General features: G+C 41.8%; 16 protein-coding genes. 14 read left to right on the top strand and 2 right to left on the bottom strand.

What is annotated here, in order from left to right; genetic code table 11:
• The first annotated feature begins 8 nt into the window (after positions 1–8).
• The 12 genes from AC0L6H_RS22520 (at position 9) to AC0L6H_RS22465 (ending at position 12897) form a co-directional block, all read left to right on the top strand.
• The gene (locus AC0L6H_RS22520) at positions 9–2819 is read left to right on the top strand and encodes a choice-of-anchor B family protein (RefSeq protein WP_473391722.1); all 2811 of its coding nucleotides are present in this window, start codon (positions 9–11) and stop codon (positions 2817–2819) included.
• 118 nt (positions 2820–2937) lie between these two features.
• The gene (locus tag AC0L6H_RS22515) at positions 2938–3432 is read left to right on the top strand and encodes a hypothetical protein (RefSeq protein WP_473391721.1); all 495 of its coding nucleotides are present in this window, start codon (positions 2938–2940) and stop codon (positions 3430–3432) included.
• 51 nt (positions 3433–3483) lie between these two features.
• A complete protein-coding gene (locus AC0L6H_RS22510) occupies positions 3484–5883 on the top strand; it encodes a carbohydrate binding family 9 domain-containing protein (RefSeq protein WP_473391719.1) in 2400 nt (799 codons plus the stop codon).
• 494 nt (positions 5884–6377) lie between these two features.
• Complete coding sequence (locus AC0L6H_RS22505; RefSeq protein WP_473391718.1) at positions 6378–7196, top strand: GGDEF domain-containing protein; 819 nt, start codon at positions 6378–6380, stop codon at positions 7194–7196.
• A gap of 120 nt (positions 7197–7316) precedes the next feature.
• Positions 7317–7985, top strand: coding sequence for a dUTP diphosphatase (locus tag AC0L6H_RS22500; RefSeq protein WP_473391716.1), 669 nt, complete (start codon positions 7317–7319; stop codon positions 7983–7985).
• Positions 7986–8144: 159 nt separating this feature from the next.
• The gene (locus tag AC0L6H_RS22495; protein WP_473391715.1) at positions 8145–9080 is read left to right on the top strand and encodes an SPFH domain-containing protein; all 936 of its coding nucleotides are present in this window, start codon (positions 8145–8147) and stop codon (positions 9078–9080) included.
• 11 nt (positions 9081–9091) lie between these two features.
• Positions 9092–9556 (top strand): NfeD family protein, encoded by a 465-nt coding sequence (locus AC0L6H_RS22490; RefSeq protein WP_473391713.1) that lies wholly within the window; start codon positions 9092–9094, stop codon positions 9554–9556.
• A 173-nt stretch (positions 9557–9729) separates the two neighbouring features.
• Positions 9730–10158 (top strand): 30S ribosomal protein S6, encoded by a 429-nt coding sequence (gene rpsF, locus AC0L6H_RS22485; RefSeq protein WP_473391712.1) that lies wholly within the window; start codon positions 9730–9732, stop codon positions 10156–10158.
• On the top strand, positions 10158–10385 hold the full coding sequence (gene rpsR / locus AC0L6H_RS22480) for a 30S ribosomal protein S18 (protein WP_473391711.1): 228 nt from the start codon (positions 10158–10160) through the stop codon (positions 10383–10385). Before rpsF ends, rpsR begins: the two co-directional genes overlap by 1 nt.
• Positions 10386–10411: 26 nt before the next feature.
• Positions 10412–10864 carry a 50S ribosomal protein L9 gene (gene rplI / locus AC0L6H_RS22475; protein WP_473391709.1) on the top strand — a complete coding sequence of 151 codons (453 nt, stop codon included), beginning with the start codon at positions 10412–10414 and terminating at the stop codon, positions 10862–10864.
• 288 nt (positions 10865–11152) lie between these two features.
• On the top strand, positions 11153–11899 hold the full coding sequence (locus tag AC0L6H_RS22470) for a tetratricopeptide repeat protein (protein WP_473391708.1): 747 nt from the start codon (positions 11153–11155) through the stop codon (positions 11897–11899).
• The gene (locus tag AC0L6H_RS22465) at positions 11896–12897 is read left to right on the top strand and encodes an O-linked N-acetylglucosamine transferase, SPINDLY family protein (RefSeq protein WP_473391707.1); all 1002 of its coding nucleotides are present in this window, start codon (positions 11896–11898) and stop codon (positions 12895–12897) included. Before AC0L6H_RS22470 ends, AC0L6H_RS22465 begins: the two co-directional genes overlap by 4 nt.
• Before the next feature lie 6 nt (positions 12898–12903).
• Here the strand turns inward: AC0L6H_RS22465 and AC0L6H_RS22460 are convergent, their stop codons facing one another.
• Positions 12904–14613, bottom strand: a complete 1710-nt coding sequence (locus AC0L6H_RS22460; protein ID WP_473391705.1) for a DNA polymerase III subunit gamma/tau domain-containing protein — start codon at positions 14611–14613, stop codon at positions 12904–12906.
• Positions 14614–14741: 128 nt separating this feature from the next.
• Between AC0L6H_RS22460 and AC0L6H_RS22455 the strand changes: the two genes are divergently transcribed.
• Both AC0L6H_RS22455 and AC0L6H_RS22450 read left to right on the top strand, forming a co-directional pair.
• Complete coding sequence (locus AC0L6H_RS22455; RefSeq protein WP_473391704.1) at positions 14742–15794, top strand: hypothetical protein; 1053 nt, start codon at positions 14742–14744, stop codon at positions 15792–15794.
• Positions 15795–15802: 8 nt separating this feature from the next.
• Positions 15803–16141 (top strand): hypothetical protein, encoded by a 339-nt coding sequence (locus AC0L6H_RS22450; RefSeq protein WP_473391702.1) that lies wholly within the window; start codon positions 15803–15805, stop codon positions 16139–16141.
• Positions 16142–16156: 15 nt separating this feature from the next.
• Here AC0L6H_RS22450 and AC0L6H_RS22445 read toward each other — a convergent pair whose 3' ends face one another.
• Positions 16157–16666: a hypothetical protein gene (locus AC0L6H_RS22445; RefSeq protein ID WP_473391701.1), complete on the bottom strand. Its 510-nt coding sequence runs from the start codon at positions 16664–16666 to the stop codon at positions 16157–16159.
• Positions 16667–16915 lie beyond the last annotated feature (249 nt).

The raw sequence follows: 16915 nt of genomic DNA, 5'->3' as shown, positions 1-16915 counted from the left end.
GTAGGCATATGTTCAACATTCGTCAATTCATCTCAAGCATAGTATGTATACTGTTGCTTAATTTTGTGGCGTTGACTTATACGGCCCATGCCCATAGCGATATTGATAAAGCAAGGTTTGTGGCCGAAATAGGCAAAGACAACAGCGAGTGCGACAACCGGTTTAGACCATGCAGAACGATTGCTTTTGCGGTCAAGCAGGCAAATAAGGGGGACAGAATACTGGTTGCCCAAGGCAGCTATTTGGTTGATTCGAGTGAAGCACTTGTCTACTTAGTCTCAAATACCTATCCCGTTTTTGGTGGTTACAATGTAAGCGATAACTATCAGAACCAATCTCCAAATCAGTTTAAATCTACGTTAATTGGTTTACCTCAAGAGTATGCCGCCACGCTATATGATCGTGGTTTTCACGTTATTAGTGACGCCAAAGCAATGCAAGGTAACGAGGCGAGTGCCAATGCTTCAAGCGCGTCTGCGACAAAGTCTGGTGCACAAGTCATGCAGGCGCTCAACAAGGGCCTAAATGCCTTGAGCCTAGTGGAAAATTCTCAAAGCGCTAGTGACTGTGTTAATGGAAGTGCCTCAGGGTTCTCTTGTGAAAAGCTGTCCTTAGTAGGTCATCTAAGCTTGAATGAATTACCTACCGCAAGCTCGTCAGCTAACGATATATGGGGGCATGTGGATTTAAATGATATGCGCGAGTATGCCATTATTGGTTTGCGCAATGGGGTTGCTGTTGTGGATGTTAGCCAAGCTGATACGCCTACTGTTGTTGGTTCAGTTGAGGGCCAAGGAACGACTTGGCGCGATATAAAGATACTACAATATTACGACCCTACGATACGCCGCTTTAAAGCATATGCATATTCAGGTGCTGATAACGTAAGTGAAGGGATGATGATCATTGACTTGAGCAATCTACCTAGCTCTGTTTCTCTTAGTCAACGAAATGCGTCAGACCGCGAATCTCACAATGTTTATATCAGTAATGTTGATTATACAACAAACACTGCGCTGCGCGGGCAAAGCCCTAAGCTTCATTTAACAGGGTCAAATAATTTTGGTGGCGCATGGCGGACTTATAGTTTAGCAAACCCGGCCAATCCAAGTAGTGCGAATGCCTATACTAATGCCAGTTCATCACGCAGCAATTACACTCATGATGCATCTTCTTTACTCGTTGATGATCACCGAGCGGTCAATGATTGCAATCAACTTGTTGAAGATAAATGTAATGTGATTATTGATTTTAACGAATCTGAGGTGCGTTTGTGGGAACACAATAGCGCAGAGGAAGCAACGCTATTGAGTGAGTTTAGCTATCCAAACGCGCAGTACACACATTCAGGTTGGTGGAGTGAAGACAAACAATACATCTTTGTGCACGATGAGCTAGACGAACGACGTTTATCATTAAATACAACGATAAATATATTTGAAATTAGTGACTTGCGTTCACCGCGCTTGGTAGGTACATGGACCGGTCCAACCAAAGCGAGTGACCACAATGGTTTCGTAAAGGGCAACAAATATTATATGTCCAATTACGAACGCGGCGTCACGGTTTTAGATATTAGACATCCTGAAGCACCCCAAGAGGTGGCTTATTTCGATAGCTATCCAGCGTCAAATAATAACTCATTTAACGGTGTGTGGGGTGTTTACCCTTATTTGCCTAGCGGACATATTCTAGCGAGTGACATTCAGGGTGGTTTGTTTATTTTGAGGAATGAAACGATAGCTAGCACTGATAACGCTATTGGCTTTCTCGACACGCAAATTGTTGCACAAGAGGGTGATAAGGTTCGCATTGAAATCGTTAAACAAGGAACAGCTAGTATGTCTGTTGACTACGATATATTGCTACCTTCAGCCAATGAAAACGATATAGTTAGTACTTCAGGAACGCTTTATTGGGGGGCTAATGATAGTGATAGTCAATTTGTAGAAATCGATATTTTGTCTGACAATTCTGAAGAGTTTGATGAACTTATTGTGCTTAGCCTAAACAATGCCACTAACGGCGATATATTAATTGGAAAATCGCATGCCTTTTTAAACATCGATGGAAGCGCAGTGGATTCAGGCGTACTTAGTTTTGAACAGGCGACGATTAATGCACTTGAAACCCAAGGGCGGGTTTCATTTAAGGTTGCTCGTCAAAATAGTAGCGTGGGAAGTATCAGTGCAAACCTGTCTTTTGAGAACTCAAGTGCGACGCTAGGCGAAGATTTTAAATTGGCACCAGGGACTAGTACAGCGCTGACATGGCAAGATGGGGATCTAACGCAACGCAGTGTCGAAATTGATATTCTCAACGATAGCGTATTAGAAAACGCAGAATCTATTTCAGTTGTATTAACGCCTAATGACAGCATTAATCAGGGCAGCAATTTGGCGCTTACTATTAATATTAAAGATGATGATTCTAACACTGCTCCTAATGTAACCGCCGGACCTGACTTGCAGGTAAATACCCGCCAAACGGTGTATTTTAACAATGCACAAGCAAGTGACAGCGAAAGCGAGTTGAGCGTGCAATGGACACAGTTAGAGGGTGATCTTGTAAACATTGAAAATAGCAATCAATTACTCGCTCGCTTCGTCGCTCCGGCAACTGCCGCTACTTTGAGTTTCCAAATAAGCGCTACTGATGAGTTTGGCTTAAGCACCGCAGATACGGTCACGGTGCAAGTTGTTGCGCTAAACCAGCAAAATGTCGATACATCCTCGGCTAGTTCTGGCGGCACATTTGGGATATATGCGCTAATTGGGTTCTTAGTTGTGGCGATGAAACGTGGCGTAAGAAAACCCTAAATAAAACAATAAAAAAGAAAGGTTTTATCAAAAGTATTGATCTTTATGTTCACTGTCTATTTCGTTTCTAGTCAACTCAGTCTATTATGTTAACCCGATTGTTTAAAATAAGTCTGTTATGTCCAGTTTGGTTCGTCAATTAATCGCCTTCGATATTATCAAGCAAGAACTTGAAGAAGTAAGCTTAGTCAATAAAGACTTAGATAAAGATAGCATTGAAGATGCGCATCTACAGTTATTAAAACAATGCTCTGCAGCAAATCAATCTATTATTGAGAGCGTAAAAGGCGTAAGTGAATACGACTTTGCGAAAATTGTTTCGCAAGTAGAATTAGAGTTAGGTGTTTCGACCAAGCAGTTGCTCACCGTGCATAACAAACTACTCATTTGGGCAATTAGCTTTTTTGTCGCAAAAGAAAAAGCCAACAGCATTACTTCGGTCGACTTTTCAGAGCAGGCAGAGGTGCGACTTGACTTATGGCAAACAAAAGCCGCGAAAGCTAAAAACCAAATAAAAACCTTAGCAAATGCGCTTGGAAAAGATGAATACCTAGAGTTTGTAAAACAATATCGTTTGACGCAAACTGAATTGATGTGGCCACTAGGCAAATAACGATTTGATGTTGTTGAAGCTTGCCGGTCAAACATTATTTTATTCTGCAAAATGCTTATTTTTTTACCCATGTTGCTGCTACTCAATTTACTTTACCTGCCTTCAAGCGCAGATGCGGCTTTGCAAATCGAAGATGATGAAGACACCGCACATGTAGTCGTCCCCCGCCGTAACAAAAATCAAAGGCGTTTTCCTTCAGCCCACCAGCATAAACGAAATCACCTATCTATTCCGTATTTGAAGAACCAGCCAGTCCTCGATGGCGAATACAATGACCAAGAATGGTTACAAGCGAAAACGCTTGAACTTGCTTATATTACACGCCCCTTCGAAAGTTTACCCGCGCCTGTAAAAACCACGGTTCGCGTTTTTGAAAATGGTACGGATTTATTTGTCGTTTTTATTGCTGAAGATTTAGATAGTAGTCAAATCCGCGCCTTCCTGCGTGACCGTGACTCCGGTTTTGGCAATGACCTGGTGGGTGTCAAAATCGATACCTACAACGATGGACGCCTTGCTTATCAGTTTTTTGTAAACCCTTTAGGTGTTCAGATCGACTCTATTGAAAATGAGATGACCGGCAATGAAAGTACAAGTTGGAATGGTATTTGGGAGTCTGCCGGGAAATTAAATGACAGCGGCTTTGTTGTAGAAATGAAAATCCCCCTTAGGTTGATGAATTTTGAAGAAAGTAACGATATTAAAACGTGGGGAATAGAGTTTGTCCGCTTTTATCCACGAAGCGATGATTATCGACTATCTCATGTGCCATTTGATCGAAATAACTCATGTAACTTATGTCAAATGGGCTCAGCACGTGGCTTTAAAGGTGCAAAGCAAGCCAATAATTTAGCTATCGTACCAACCTTGGTCGTCGGTAAAGGTCGAACTCGCAGCCCACAAGAGACAACTATTTGGGATGAACAAAACAATCAAGAGTTTGGCGTAGATATTAATTGGGGCATAACACCCGAAGTGAGTTTGTCAGGTACGATTAATCCTGATTTTTCGCAAGTAGAAGCCGATGCATCTCAACTTAATTTGAATAACTCCTTTGCGCTTTTTAACGGTGAAAGAAGACCCTTTTTCGTCGCAAATGCAGACTACTTTTCTACTTCTCAAAATTTGGTGTACACGCGCAATATTAATGCCCCAGATTACGGTGCAAAAATGACCGGCCGAGTAGATAAGCATTCTGTGGGTTTGGTTATTGCCAATGATAAAACTACCGGATTTTTAGTGCCGGGCAACTTAGGATCGAGCGTGGCCCAAATAGAGGAGGAGTCAGTGAACTTAGCGGGGCGCTATCGCTTCGATTATTCAGATGACTTGTCCCTAGGACTACTAAGCACAATGCGCTCTTCAGATTCATATCAGAATTTACTCATGAGCGTTGATTTACGATATCGTTTGACAAGTAGTGACACATTTCGGGCGCAAATAGCAAGATCAGACACCCAATACCCTGAGTTCTTAATGAGTGAATTTTGTGAGGATGATTGCAGCACCAAAGACGATTTTTCAGAGGCCAGCCTGCGTACACAAAACAGTGAAGGTTTTACGGGGCAATCTTTACGAGTTCAGTATAATCGGGAAACCGATGACTACTACATCAACACCAGGCACACTCGAACCGATTCAGATTTTCGAGCGGACTTGGGTTTTATTTCAAGTGTAGATACTACCAAAACGGTTTTTGGCGCTGGCTATAATTGGCGAGAAAATAATTCATGGTATAACCGTATTCGTCTAAAGGGTGATTGGGACATTACTCACAACGAAAGGGGCGAATTAATAGAACGGGAATTAGAGGCATATGCCAGCATACTGGGCGACTATCAGACTTTTTTAGAAATCGGCGCGGTCACGCGTTCTATAGTAGGTTTGCGTCACGATAATCGCTCACTTAATATCACCGGTAACACTACTCGCTTTAACGAATTATCTCACTCTATCTATTTTGAAACGACGCCAAACGAGATACTGTTTTACAGATTCTTTGTTCGTGTAGGTGATAGGGTCGACCTTGCTAATAATCGCTTAGGCAATCAAACCTTCTTTGAACATGCCGTTGCACTTAATTTAGGTAAACATTTTAGAGTTGAACTTGAACAGCAACGCAGTCGTCTTGCGATCAACGATGAGGGCCTTTTTGATGCCACGCTATATGATTTGCGAAGTACCTATCAATTTGACCCTCGCCAATTTGTGCGTTTAGTCGTGACTTACTCAGATGTAAAGCGTAATCAAAGCTTGTACACATTTGATGTTGACCAAAATAGCCATAATTTAGGTGTTCAGCTTCTCTATTCTTACAAAGTTAATCCACTTACAAAGTTTTTTGTAGGCATCTCTCATGGTGCACAAGACAGCGACCAACTTACGCGCTTAACAAGTAATAGCCAATCTCTATTTATGAAATTCAGCTACGCCTGGCTTCCAACTTTCTAAGTTGTCAATTTTCATCCTGAAATTTGCGCTCTTTTCGTCATATATTGCTAAGGATTAGCAGATTTAGGGCGATAATATACCAAGAAACGAAATAGTATTTTTGGATTCCTAGAACACTTTTAATTTAAAACGTTTTCGTGCGCGGAAGTGCTGGTCGCGTCAATTTCGCACTAGTATTCATATTTACAAGAGGCAAGTTGCTTGCATCCTTCAGACATACAACACCGAATCGACATGGATTTGCTGCGCCGGTCAATGACCGGAATTATTGTCTATGGGATTATGCTACCTGCTGTCTTCTGGCCCTTTGACTTCTTTAGCAACGAGCCACAATTGAGTAACGCGTTCGCTTTGAGCATGCTATTTATCAGCGCTATGCGATTCATTCATTGGTATGTAAGTAAAAAATTGTATGCCTTTTCTCCTAAATTGTGGCTGAATTGTTTTGCTATTTTTTCATTGTCTCATGCCACTGTATTAAGTTTATTTTTTTCATGGCGATTTATGACGCTCGATTTGAGCCGATTTTGCACGTGACCATGCTCGCCATTGGCGGCATTGCCAGTAGCGCACTTGTGGCGCTGACTCCGCGCATTAAGCTTGCGTTAGTTAACTTATCCGTTTTGCTTGGGCCTTCCATCATTGGGGGCTTGTTTATTCAAAACAAATTTCCTTACTCTATTATGATTGCTGTTTATGTTTGCTTCATTGCCATGATGGGAGTTCGGTCATCAAAAGAATATAAACGTTCTTTTGAAATAGAAACGCAACTTGATGAGCAAAAAAAGGTGCTAGAGCACGTCAATAAAATTGATGCACTAACAGGTATTTATAACCGAGGCTTTTTCAATCTAGAGTTTGATAAGCAATGGCATTTGCACGCAAGGCACAAAAAGCCGCTCACTATGGTGCTAATAGATATTGACCATTTTAAAAAGTTTAATGACACGCACGGACACCTGTTTGGTGATGCCTGTATTATTCAAGTAGCGAAAATAATCGCTACGACTATTCCTCGAAAAACGGATCTTGTGGCCCGTTTTGGCGGCGAAGAGTTTGTCGTGATTTTATCTGATTGCGGAGAAAAAGATGCCATCAATATAGCGCAAAAAATTCGTCAGAATATCGAGTTAACGCCAGTCAAATTAAACGACGTTGAGCGCTCGGTGACTGCAAGTGTAGGCGTGGCAACGACTATTCCAACTACCCTAGTGGATAGACATATTTTGCTTGAAGCTGCAGACGCGGCAATGTACAAGGCCAAAAACGCAGGTCGTAACGCAGTGTACGCGCAGACCGCGTCAACAAGGTAAAGTAATTTTGACACCGCGATAGTGTTTGTCTATTTATTTTACCTACCTTTATACGCTACACTCTCCACAATAACGCCTCTCCCACTAACCCTATAAAGCGAAAAAAGGAATATCCTACTGATGATTTCAATTGAGCAGATTAGTCGTACTGTAGCCTTACAAAAAACCGCAAACGATATTGCTAAACCAGATTGGTTGACTGATGCGCCTAATTATTTACGCGCTGCTAAAATGGAAACAGTAGAAGCCATTGATCATTTGTGCTCATGGAAGTGGTGGAAAGCCAATAAACCTGATTATCACAACGCTGCCATGGAAATGGTTGACGCTTTGCACTTTATTATTTCTGAAGAATTGGTGCGCTTTAAAGGCGATACTCAAGCAGTATCTAGCTTATTAGAAGTACACTTTAATATGCCTATTGATTACGCTGCAATCGAAAAAATGAACGCCGAGGACGCAAATAAAGTGCTCGACACCATGGATGTTGACTTTACTACGGGTAATATTAACTACCCACGCTTTTTTATTGCGTGCGTATTTTTAGGCTTAAAGCCTGATCAGTTACTCAATTGGTACTGTGGTAAAAATGCGCTAAACAACTTTCGACAAGCAAATGGCTACAAAAGCGGTGAATACATAAAGAATTGGTTTGGCAACGAAGACAATGACTACCTTATTGAAATAATAGAGGCGCTGCCTGATGATGAAAAAAATGACAGTTATCATATTATTTATGAGCGTTTAGAAGCAAAATACAAAGAAGCCCTTGCTTACGCCAAGCAATAATGTTCTTTAGGCGCTAGCGAGCAGTATGCGTTGTTGCAATCAACAATTGCAAAATAGACCAATGCCCTCATATAGTAAGACCAGTACCTAAGTTGTATCAATATTGGATTGACCACGGCTTGGATATACTTACGCACTGCGTATAAAAGGAAATGCACCATGGACATATTGTTCGACTACGTTTTGACCGTCGAAGTGGCGATTATAATTCTTGTACTAGTATTACTGAAAAGTAGTATTAAATTTGTTCCTCAAAACAGAGCATTTGTGATTGAGCGATTTGGTAAGTTTCAATCTACTAAAGAGGCTGGATTAAACTTTATTATGCCCTTTATTGACCGTGTTGCTGCAGATCGTTCTTTAAAAGAGCAGGCGGTGGATGTTCCAGAGCAAAGTGCTATCACGCGCGATAACATTTCACTCATGGTCGATGGTGTATTGTATTTCCGTGTATTAGACCCTTACAAAGCAACCTACGGGGTTGAAGATTACGTGTTTGCGGTTACTCAGTTAGCGCAAACGACGATGCGTTCAGAGCTTGGTAAAATGGAACTTGATAAAACATTTGAAGAGCGCGATATTTTAAACACCAATATTGTTGCCGCGATAAATCAAGCTGCGGGACCGTGGGGCATTCAGGTTATGCGCTATGAGATAAAAGATATTATTCCGCCACCTTCCATCATGGAAGCGATGGAAGCGCAGATGAAAGCTGAACGTGTCAAGCGCGCGCAAATTTTAGAATCTGAAGGTGACAGGCAAGCGGCTATCAACAGAGCTGAAGGCGAGAAGGCTGCAGTGGTATTGGCTGCTGAAGGTGATAAATCTGAACAAATTTTACTTGCAGAGGGTGAGGCGCAGGCAATTATTGCCGTAGCCACAGCGCAGGCTGAAGCGATTAATAAAGTGGGCCTAGAAGCAAATACAGAAGCGGGTCAAAAAGCTATTCAACTCGACCTTGCGACCAAAGCAATTGCGGCCAAACAAGCCATCGCTAAAGAATCATCTGTAGTATTGTTACCTGACTCCAGTACCGAAGCCGCGTCAGTCGTTGCCCAAGCCACAAGTATTATTAATGCACTAAGTAAAAAATAGAGGGCGGGCTCATGAATTGGTTTGCAAACAATATTATTGAAAGCGTATTAATTGTTGGTGTTGTCCTGCTGATTATCGAAATAGTCGTTTTGGGCTTTAGTACCTTCTTTTTGTTTTTTGCTGGGTTAGCCGCCATTGTGACCGCACTATTAATGTGGATAGGCTTAGTCCCAGAGAGCTTTTTATACAGTTTAATTTCTGTCTCGGTCTTAACAGCACTGTTTGCGGCCTTACTTTATAAACCACTGTCGAGGATGCAAAAGAAAGTAGATAACACTCGCCCCAGTAGCGATCTAATTGGACATACTTTTGTTTTACCTGAGGATATCATTGCTGCTGCACCTAGTAGCAATAAACCAGTATATGAATTTTCGGGAATAAAATGGCGTCTAGAAAGCCAAGGTGATCTTGCTAAAGGTATGTTGGTTGAAGTCAATCAAGTGGATGTTGGCATACTGTGGGTTGCAGAAAAGTAAGTCGTCGCTCTTTAGAATGTATAGCGCCCCATCTTGCATAAAAATACTGCAGTTTTTACTTGTCACCGGCGCTTTGTTTCTGTAGTATACGCGCCCTTGCAGCTAACACCTAAACTCCTTGTCTTTATGATAGACAGCTGCACTATCCGAGACTACAACCGTAGGGAGCAGTAATGCGTCATTACGAAATCGTATTTATGGTTCACCCCGATCAGAGTGAACAAGTACCTGGTATGATAGAAAAATACAAAGGTATTTTGGAAACTGACGGCGGAACTATCCACCGTTTAGAAGACTGGGGTCGCCGTCAATTGGCATACCCAATCGAAAAACTACACAAAGCTCATTATGTTCTAATCAATGCTGAAGCGACTTCTGAAGCCGTTGAAGAGTTAGAAACAATCTTCCGTTTTAACGACATCATTCTTCGTAACTTAGTTATGCGCACCAAAGGCGCAGAAACTGAGCAATCGCCAATGGCAAAAGAAGAGCGTCGTGAAGAGCGTAAAGAAAGACCAGCTCGCACTGAAGCGCCAGCACAAGAAAGCCCTGCTAAAGCAGAGTCAACTGAAGCCCCTACTGAAGAGAAAGGAGACGAATAATGGCTAGATTTTTTAGACGTCGTAAATTTTGTCGTTTTTCAGCTGAAGGCATAAGTCAGATTGATTATAAAGACATTGCTTTGTTAAGAAACTACATCACTGAGAGTGGCAAGATTGTACCAAGCCGCATCACCGGAACTAGTGCGAAATATCAGCGTCAGTTGTCAACAGCCATAAAGCGTGCGCGCTTTTTAGCGTTGCTTCCGTACACCGATTCTCACAAGTAATTATTGGCAATTTAAAGAGGTAGCAAATGAATATCATTCTACTAGACAAAATCGCCAATTTAGGTGGTTTAGGTGACCAAGTCACAGTTAAATCTGGTTACGCACGTAACTACTTATTCCCACAAGGAAAAGCAGTTCCTGCAACCAAAGTTAACGTAGAAAAATTTGAAGCACGCAGAGCAGAGCTTGAAGCAGCTAGTGCTGACAAGTTAACTGCAGCGCAAGCACGTGCTGACAAACTTAACGCACTTGAAAACGTTACTATCGCGGCGCCAGCTGGCGACGAAGGTAAACTTTTCGGTTCTGTTGGCACACGTGATATTGCAAAAGCAATTAGCGATGCTGGCGTTGAAGTCACTAAAGCAGAAGTTAAATTACCAGAAGGTACTTTACGCGAGCTTGGTGAGTTTGAAATCGACATTCAAGTACATGCTGAAATAATGGCTAACGTTAAGTTAGTAATTATTGCTGAAGCATAATTTATACCTAAAAGTATAAACGCTTAGCATTAAGCGAAAATATATTGAAAACGGCTATTGGCAACAATAGTCGTTTTTTTTGTGATTACTACGTAAACAAGTATCAAAGCAGCTTTGTGATATGCCACAATGCTCTTGATTTTGACACGTTACATTCTCGTGTCCAAAATATAAGTAGGCTGACTAAGTTTTCGCTTAAGCTTTGGCTATTGGCCGCTAAACAATAATCATCAGTGCGTTAAGTATGCTTTTAGCTGTGTAACTGCCAAACAAAAAAAGATGAGTTTGATGACAAATCTAAACCTACTTGAAGCAGCAACGGTGCTATACAACCAAAATGACATCGTAGGTGCTATATCAGCACTTGAACGCCATGTCTTAGCTTGCCCTGACGATTTCCAGGCGCTATCCAATTTGAGTTTCTTGTATTACACCTCTACTGATATCGGCAAAGCATTAACCGCTGCTAAAGCATCTATTGCTATTAACCCTAATAACGATGGTTCAAGAGTTAATTACGGTAACGCATTACTCGCTCAAAACCATTATGAGGAGGCATTTAACGAATACCGAAATGCAACTGAGATAAACCCATATTCCGCTGATGCTTGGTCCGCGTTAAACCTCTGCTGTTTAAAACAAGGAAAGATGGCTGATGCCATAAAATATGGCCTTGAGTGTATTAGATTAAACCCTAATTACGACAAAGGCTTGAATAATTTAGCTTTGGCTTATCAGCAAGTAGGCGATGCACAAAGCGCACATGAAATATTTACCCTTGCGAATAGAATTCATCCACAAAAAGCTTATTTACTTAGCAATCTATTGATGAACTTACAGTACTTAGCCTCAATAAGTAGTGCAGAAAATTTGCACTACGCCAATCGCTATCAGTTCGTGCATCAAAAGCCAAAAAACGAAACGGGACAAGCAATCATTAAACGCTCACAAACACAAAAGCGTGGAGTCTTAAACCTTGGTTTTGTTTCAGCAGATTTTTACAGTCATCCTATTGGCTTTTTTTCAAATCAGTGATTGCAGAACTTAGCCGTTTAAATGTTGTTATTACGCTGTTTAAAAATCAAGATCGCGTTGATGATATTACTTTGGAGATTGAATCGCATGCAAACCATTGTGAGTCGATACTTTGCAAAAGTGATAGTGAAGTTAGTGAATTGATTAAAGCAAGAGAAATAGACGTATTGTTTGATATGTCTGGGCATACCTCAGGCAATCGCTTAGGAGTATTTGCACTTAAACCTTGCCCGCTACAAATAACGTGGTTAGGGTATTTTGCATCCACGGGGGTAAAAGAAATCGACTATGTATTGATGTCGAAGCGCCAAGTCGAGCTGCATTCTCAAGCCTTTTTCACTGAGAAATTGCTGCTTCATAATGCATCGCAGTTTGTTTACAGCCCACCAGATTATAGCCCTGATATTAACTACAAAGAGAAAAATACTAACGACGAATGGGTATTTGGCTGTTTCAATAACATCGCTAAATTAAATGCATGTGTTATTGAAACATGGGCGACAATTCTTAAACGTGTAGCAAATAGTCGTTTAGTATTAAAGTGGAAATCGCTTCAAGACCTGAGTTGCCAACAGCATATTTTAAGTCAATTTGCACATTATGGTATTGCTGCGCGAAGAATAGAGTTTAGGGCTGCGAGCCCGCACAAAGAAATGTTGGCGCAATACAATGATATTGATATTGCGCTTGACCCTTTTCCGTTTTCTGGTGCACTTTCATCGTGCGAAGCTTTATGGATGGGGAAACCGGTAGTAAGTTTGTATGGCGAAAGACCTGTAAGTAGACAGACCTTTGCGATACTAAGCTTATTGGGTTTAAGCGATTTTTGTGCACAAAGCCCTGAGCAATACATTCAAGCTGTTCAATCAATTTGTGAAAACCGCAAGGGACCCTCAAATTTTCAAAGGTCGATTAGAGCTAGGATGTTAGCGTCAGAATTAATGCAGCCAAAAAGGCAAGCCAAGGCGATATTCGACATCTGCACTCGTCTTGCCTAAGTTTAACTATTCATTTTTTTGCTGTCGGCGCCAAAAGATTGCACCTAAGCCTGCAAAAAATATAGCCAATGAAGCAGGAGCACTAACATTGTTTGTTTGTACAACTCGTCCACTGAGATCAAATATAAACCGCTGTCCTATGCCACCAAAAGTGGCGAGTTGGTCAGTTTGAATAACGAGTTGAGCATCAATAAACTGCACTAGATTTGACACAAGCTGAATATTAAAAGTAGACGAAGCGAGTTCTGCAAGCACCTCCTCAGATACAAAACCACTTGTACTAAACAAGCTTGCGTCAGTACCTGTAAAACTTACATCTTTTAGAGTTAGCGCAGTTAATGGATTAAAACCACCTAAGTCATCACTAATGTTTGTAACGGTGAATGCAATGGTGCTGGTTTCACCTACATTTAGTTGGCCTAAATCAATGTTACCACTGTTGCCATAATTACTATCAAATTCTGGACCTACTGTTGTAGGGTCGAGTGCCGACAATAAGCCTGCTCTACAAGCGGGGGCTGCACCAAAAGAGACTGAATCGCTAGGGCAATCAGTAGGTGATTCAGCGCCTTTTACTGGTACATATGTTCCAGCCGGAGCTTCAATGGCCGCAGATTGCCCTGATTGGGCAACGAAACTTCCAACAGGAGCGAGCGTTGCAGCGGTTGCGCCTTCAACGTCTACAAAGCTGCCGGGAGATGCTTCTGTTGCGGCAGATTGTCCAGATTCAGCCACAAATTTGCCTACAGGGGCCAAGGTTGCAGCGGTTGCGCCTTCAGTATTTACAAAACTGCCCGCAGGAGCATCCGTTGCGGTAGATTGGCCCGATTCAGCGACAAATTTTCCTACTGGGGCTAAGTTTGCTGCCGTCGCGCCTTCAGTGCTTACAAAACTGCCCGCAGGTGCATCGGTTGGTGCAGATTGCCTAGATTCAGCCACGAATGTGCCTACGGGCGCTAGGGTAGCAGCCGTTGCGCCTTCAATGTTTACAAAGCTGCCAGGTGACGCATCAATTGCGGCAGATTGTCCTGATTCAGCGACAAATCTACCAACAGGAGCGAGTGTTGCAGCGGTTGCACCTTCGGTGTTTACAAAGCTGCCTGGTGGTGCATCTGTTGCTCTAGATTGTCCCGACTCAGCGACAAATTTACCTATAGGGGCTAAGGTTGCTGCGGTTGCGCCTTCGGTGCTCACAAATCTGCCCGGAGGTGCATCGGTTGGTGCAGATTGCCTAGATTCAGCCACGAATGTGCCTACTGGCGCTAGGGTAGCACTTGTTGCGCCTTCAGTGCTCACAAATCTGCCCGGAGGTGCATCGGTTGCTGCAGATTGCCCAGATTCAGCCACGAATGTGCCTAAAGGAGCTAAGGTGGCGCTTGTTGCTCCAACAGAGCTCACAAAGGTACCGGCAGGTGCAGCTGTCGCCGCAGATTGTCCCGATTCAGCGACGAATCGGCCAACAGGTGCCAAGGTCGCCGATGTTGCCCCTAGAGTGTCAACAAAACTGCCTGGATCTGCTGGAAATGCTTCGGTAGCACCGGCGTCAGACACATAAAAGCCAAGTGGTGCTGGCTCACAATCAGCAAGTGCCGCTCCGGGTGGCCCAAAAGAGCCTGGTAAGCAGTCATTTTGTGCAAAAGCCGATGCGCTTGTAAGTGAAATCGCTATGCAAATGGCAAGAGACGATTTGGTAAATTTAGCGTTGGAATACTGCATGTTATTTCCTTTAATATATTTCCTAAACCCTGCAAAATCTTGCGTTGTGACGCCAATAATTAACGACTTTGAAAGTAATTTTGTGTATAACAATAATAGTTGTATAATTTTTATTCAAGAACTATTTTATGTCTACACCTACTCCTACACTTCCCCTTAACATCGGTGAAAATATTCAAGATACGCAAACATTACTCCAAGTTGCTGTTAAGGCTCATCAAAGTGGAGATTTGGCAACAGCACAACAATCTTATCGGCAAATTTTAAGTTCAGACCCAATGCATGTTTACGCTAACTATAATCTGGGAATGCTTTTTATCGAGCAGGGCTTACTCAAGTCTGGTTTACAGTTAATAGACAACATAAAAGCTTTTATTCTTAATCAGAAAGAACATGCCAAAACCTACCTAATTATCGGAACAAAGTTATTCGATAATAATCATTGGGAGGCAGCGAGGTTTTGGCTGCAGCAAGCTATTGTGTTTTATCCCGACGACCCACGCATAACGTTTATGCTTCAGCGAAGTAGCCCCCGTTTATACCTTAAGCCTGAAGTATATGACCCATTGTCTGAAAAAACCTTGCTCAGATATAGTCCCAGAGAAGCAGAAACCTATATATATACAATCGATATAGCAGGTACATGTAATTTGCGATGTCCTAGTTGCCCGGTAGGAAACACGCATCTTGGGGATCGCAGTATTGGGATGATGGACTATCAACTATTTAGTGACATATTAGACAAAATACAAAAAGAAAGTCCGTGTTTGAAACCGCAGATATGGTTATTCAATTGGGGCGAACCCTTATTACATCCAAGGCTTCCTATGTTTATTCAAAAAATAAAGGAACTAGGCTACAGCTCACACCTTTCAAGTAACCTCAATATAACTAGCGGAATAAGCGAACTGGTCAAAGCAAAACCTGATGAACTTAAAATTTCTTTATCAGGGTTTACCGATGCGACTTATTCAGTGACTCACGCTCGTGGTAACTTAAAGTTATTAAAAGCAAACATGTATTTACTTAAATATGAAATGGAAAAACAACGAAAAAATTTCAGAGTTTGGGTGGGGCAACATGTTTATAAGCATAACGTTAATGAAGTTGAGATGGTCAAAGAAATTTGTCAAGAATTAGAGTTTGAACACCACCCCATACAAGCTTTTTTCAGCCTATAGAAAAGCTAGTGCGCTTAATGCAAGGACAACGAGCAGAGCAAGACAAACAGGTGCTCGACATGCTACTAAAAGACCCACAAGAATATTTAACTAAGATTAAAGAACATCGGTCAGGCAATTATGATTGTGAGTTAAGGTTCAATCAAACGGTTATTAATTATGACGGTGAGGTAGCGTTGTGTTGCAGCACGTATGAAAAGCAGAACACTTTGGGTATTCAATTTTTAGATTACGATCATCAGCAGATAGAAGAAAAGAAATATACTCACGAATTTTGCAAAAGTTGTAAAAACTGCGGCTGCGATTACTCAAGCACCGAGCCTATGGATAAAGCTAGTCAAAGCTAAAGTAGCGCAAGTTGATTAGGCTTGGCAATGCACATGTGCGCGACGAACGTGTTTAACAATGTGCATGAAGCGGTCTAGAAGTTTTGCTTGCGGATAGGTTTGGTTCAGCATATCTACTGAATATAAAGTAATTGTTTGTGTTGCCTCATCTGATTGAATGATTAATTCTGTTTGAGCGCTCTGGTCAATATCCATAATGATGCGGGTGCGAAATACCTGTTGTTTAATTTCCTCAAGAATCGCAAGCCCTGATAAACTTTCAATGTACGGTCTCTCTACAATGCTGGTCCAATTATTATGTGCTTCGTTGAGTTGTACTTTTTCGTCATCATCAATATTGCACGACCCGTCAGCAAAAAGCGTTATTTGTTTGTTGTTTTCAAGCAAGGTTATTTTTTGAATGGCATTTGGGGTGCTCTGGGAATAAGCATTAGACGTCAGCAGCATGAGGATAAAAACACAAAAGAAGCTTGCCGTCCCAGACAGTCTTTGTGTAGTGCGATATGAGTATAGAATGTTGGTCAAAGTAAATCTTCTCGTGTAAGCATTGAGTTAGTATTACAAGCGAAATAACTAATATGTACAGCGGCGATAGGCAAAAAAATCCACCGAGGCTATATTTACTTTATCGACAAAAGACCCACAGCCCTGAGCAATTGCTAATAATCAACCATAAATATTAAAAATAACGCATTGGTGCGCCGTACTTTATGATGTTGGTACAAAGTTTAAGTAGCTATTCGTGGTTAAGCCTGTTTTAGCTCGGAAATAAAA

Source organism: Glaciecola sp. G7-5 (assembly GCF_055808975.1).
The sequence above is the reverse complement of the archived record's forward strand: the minus strand, read 5'-3'. Positions and strand labels throughout refer to the sequence as shown.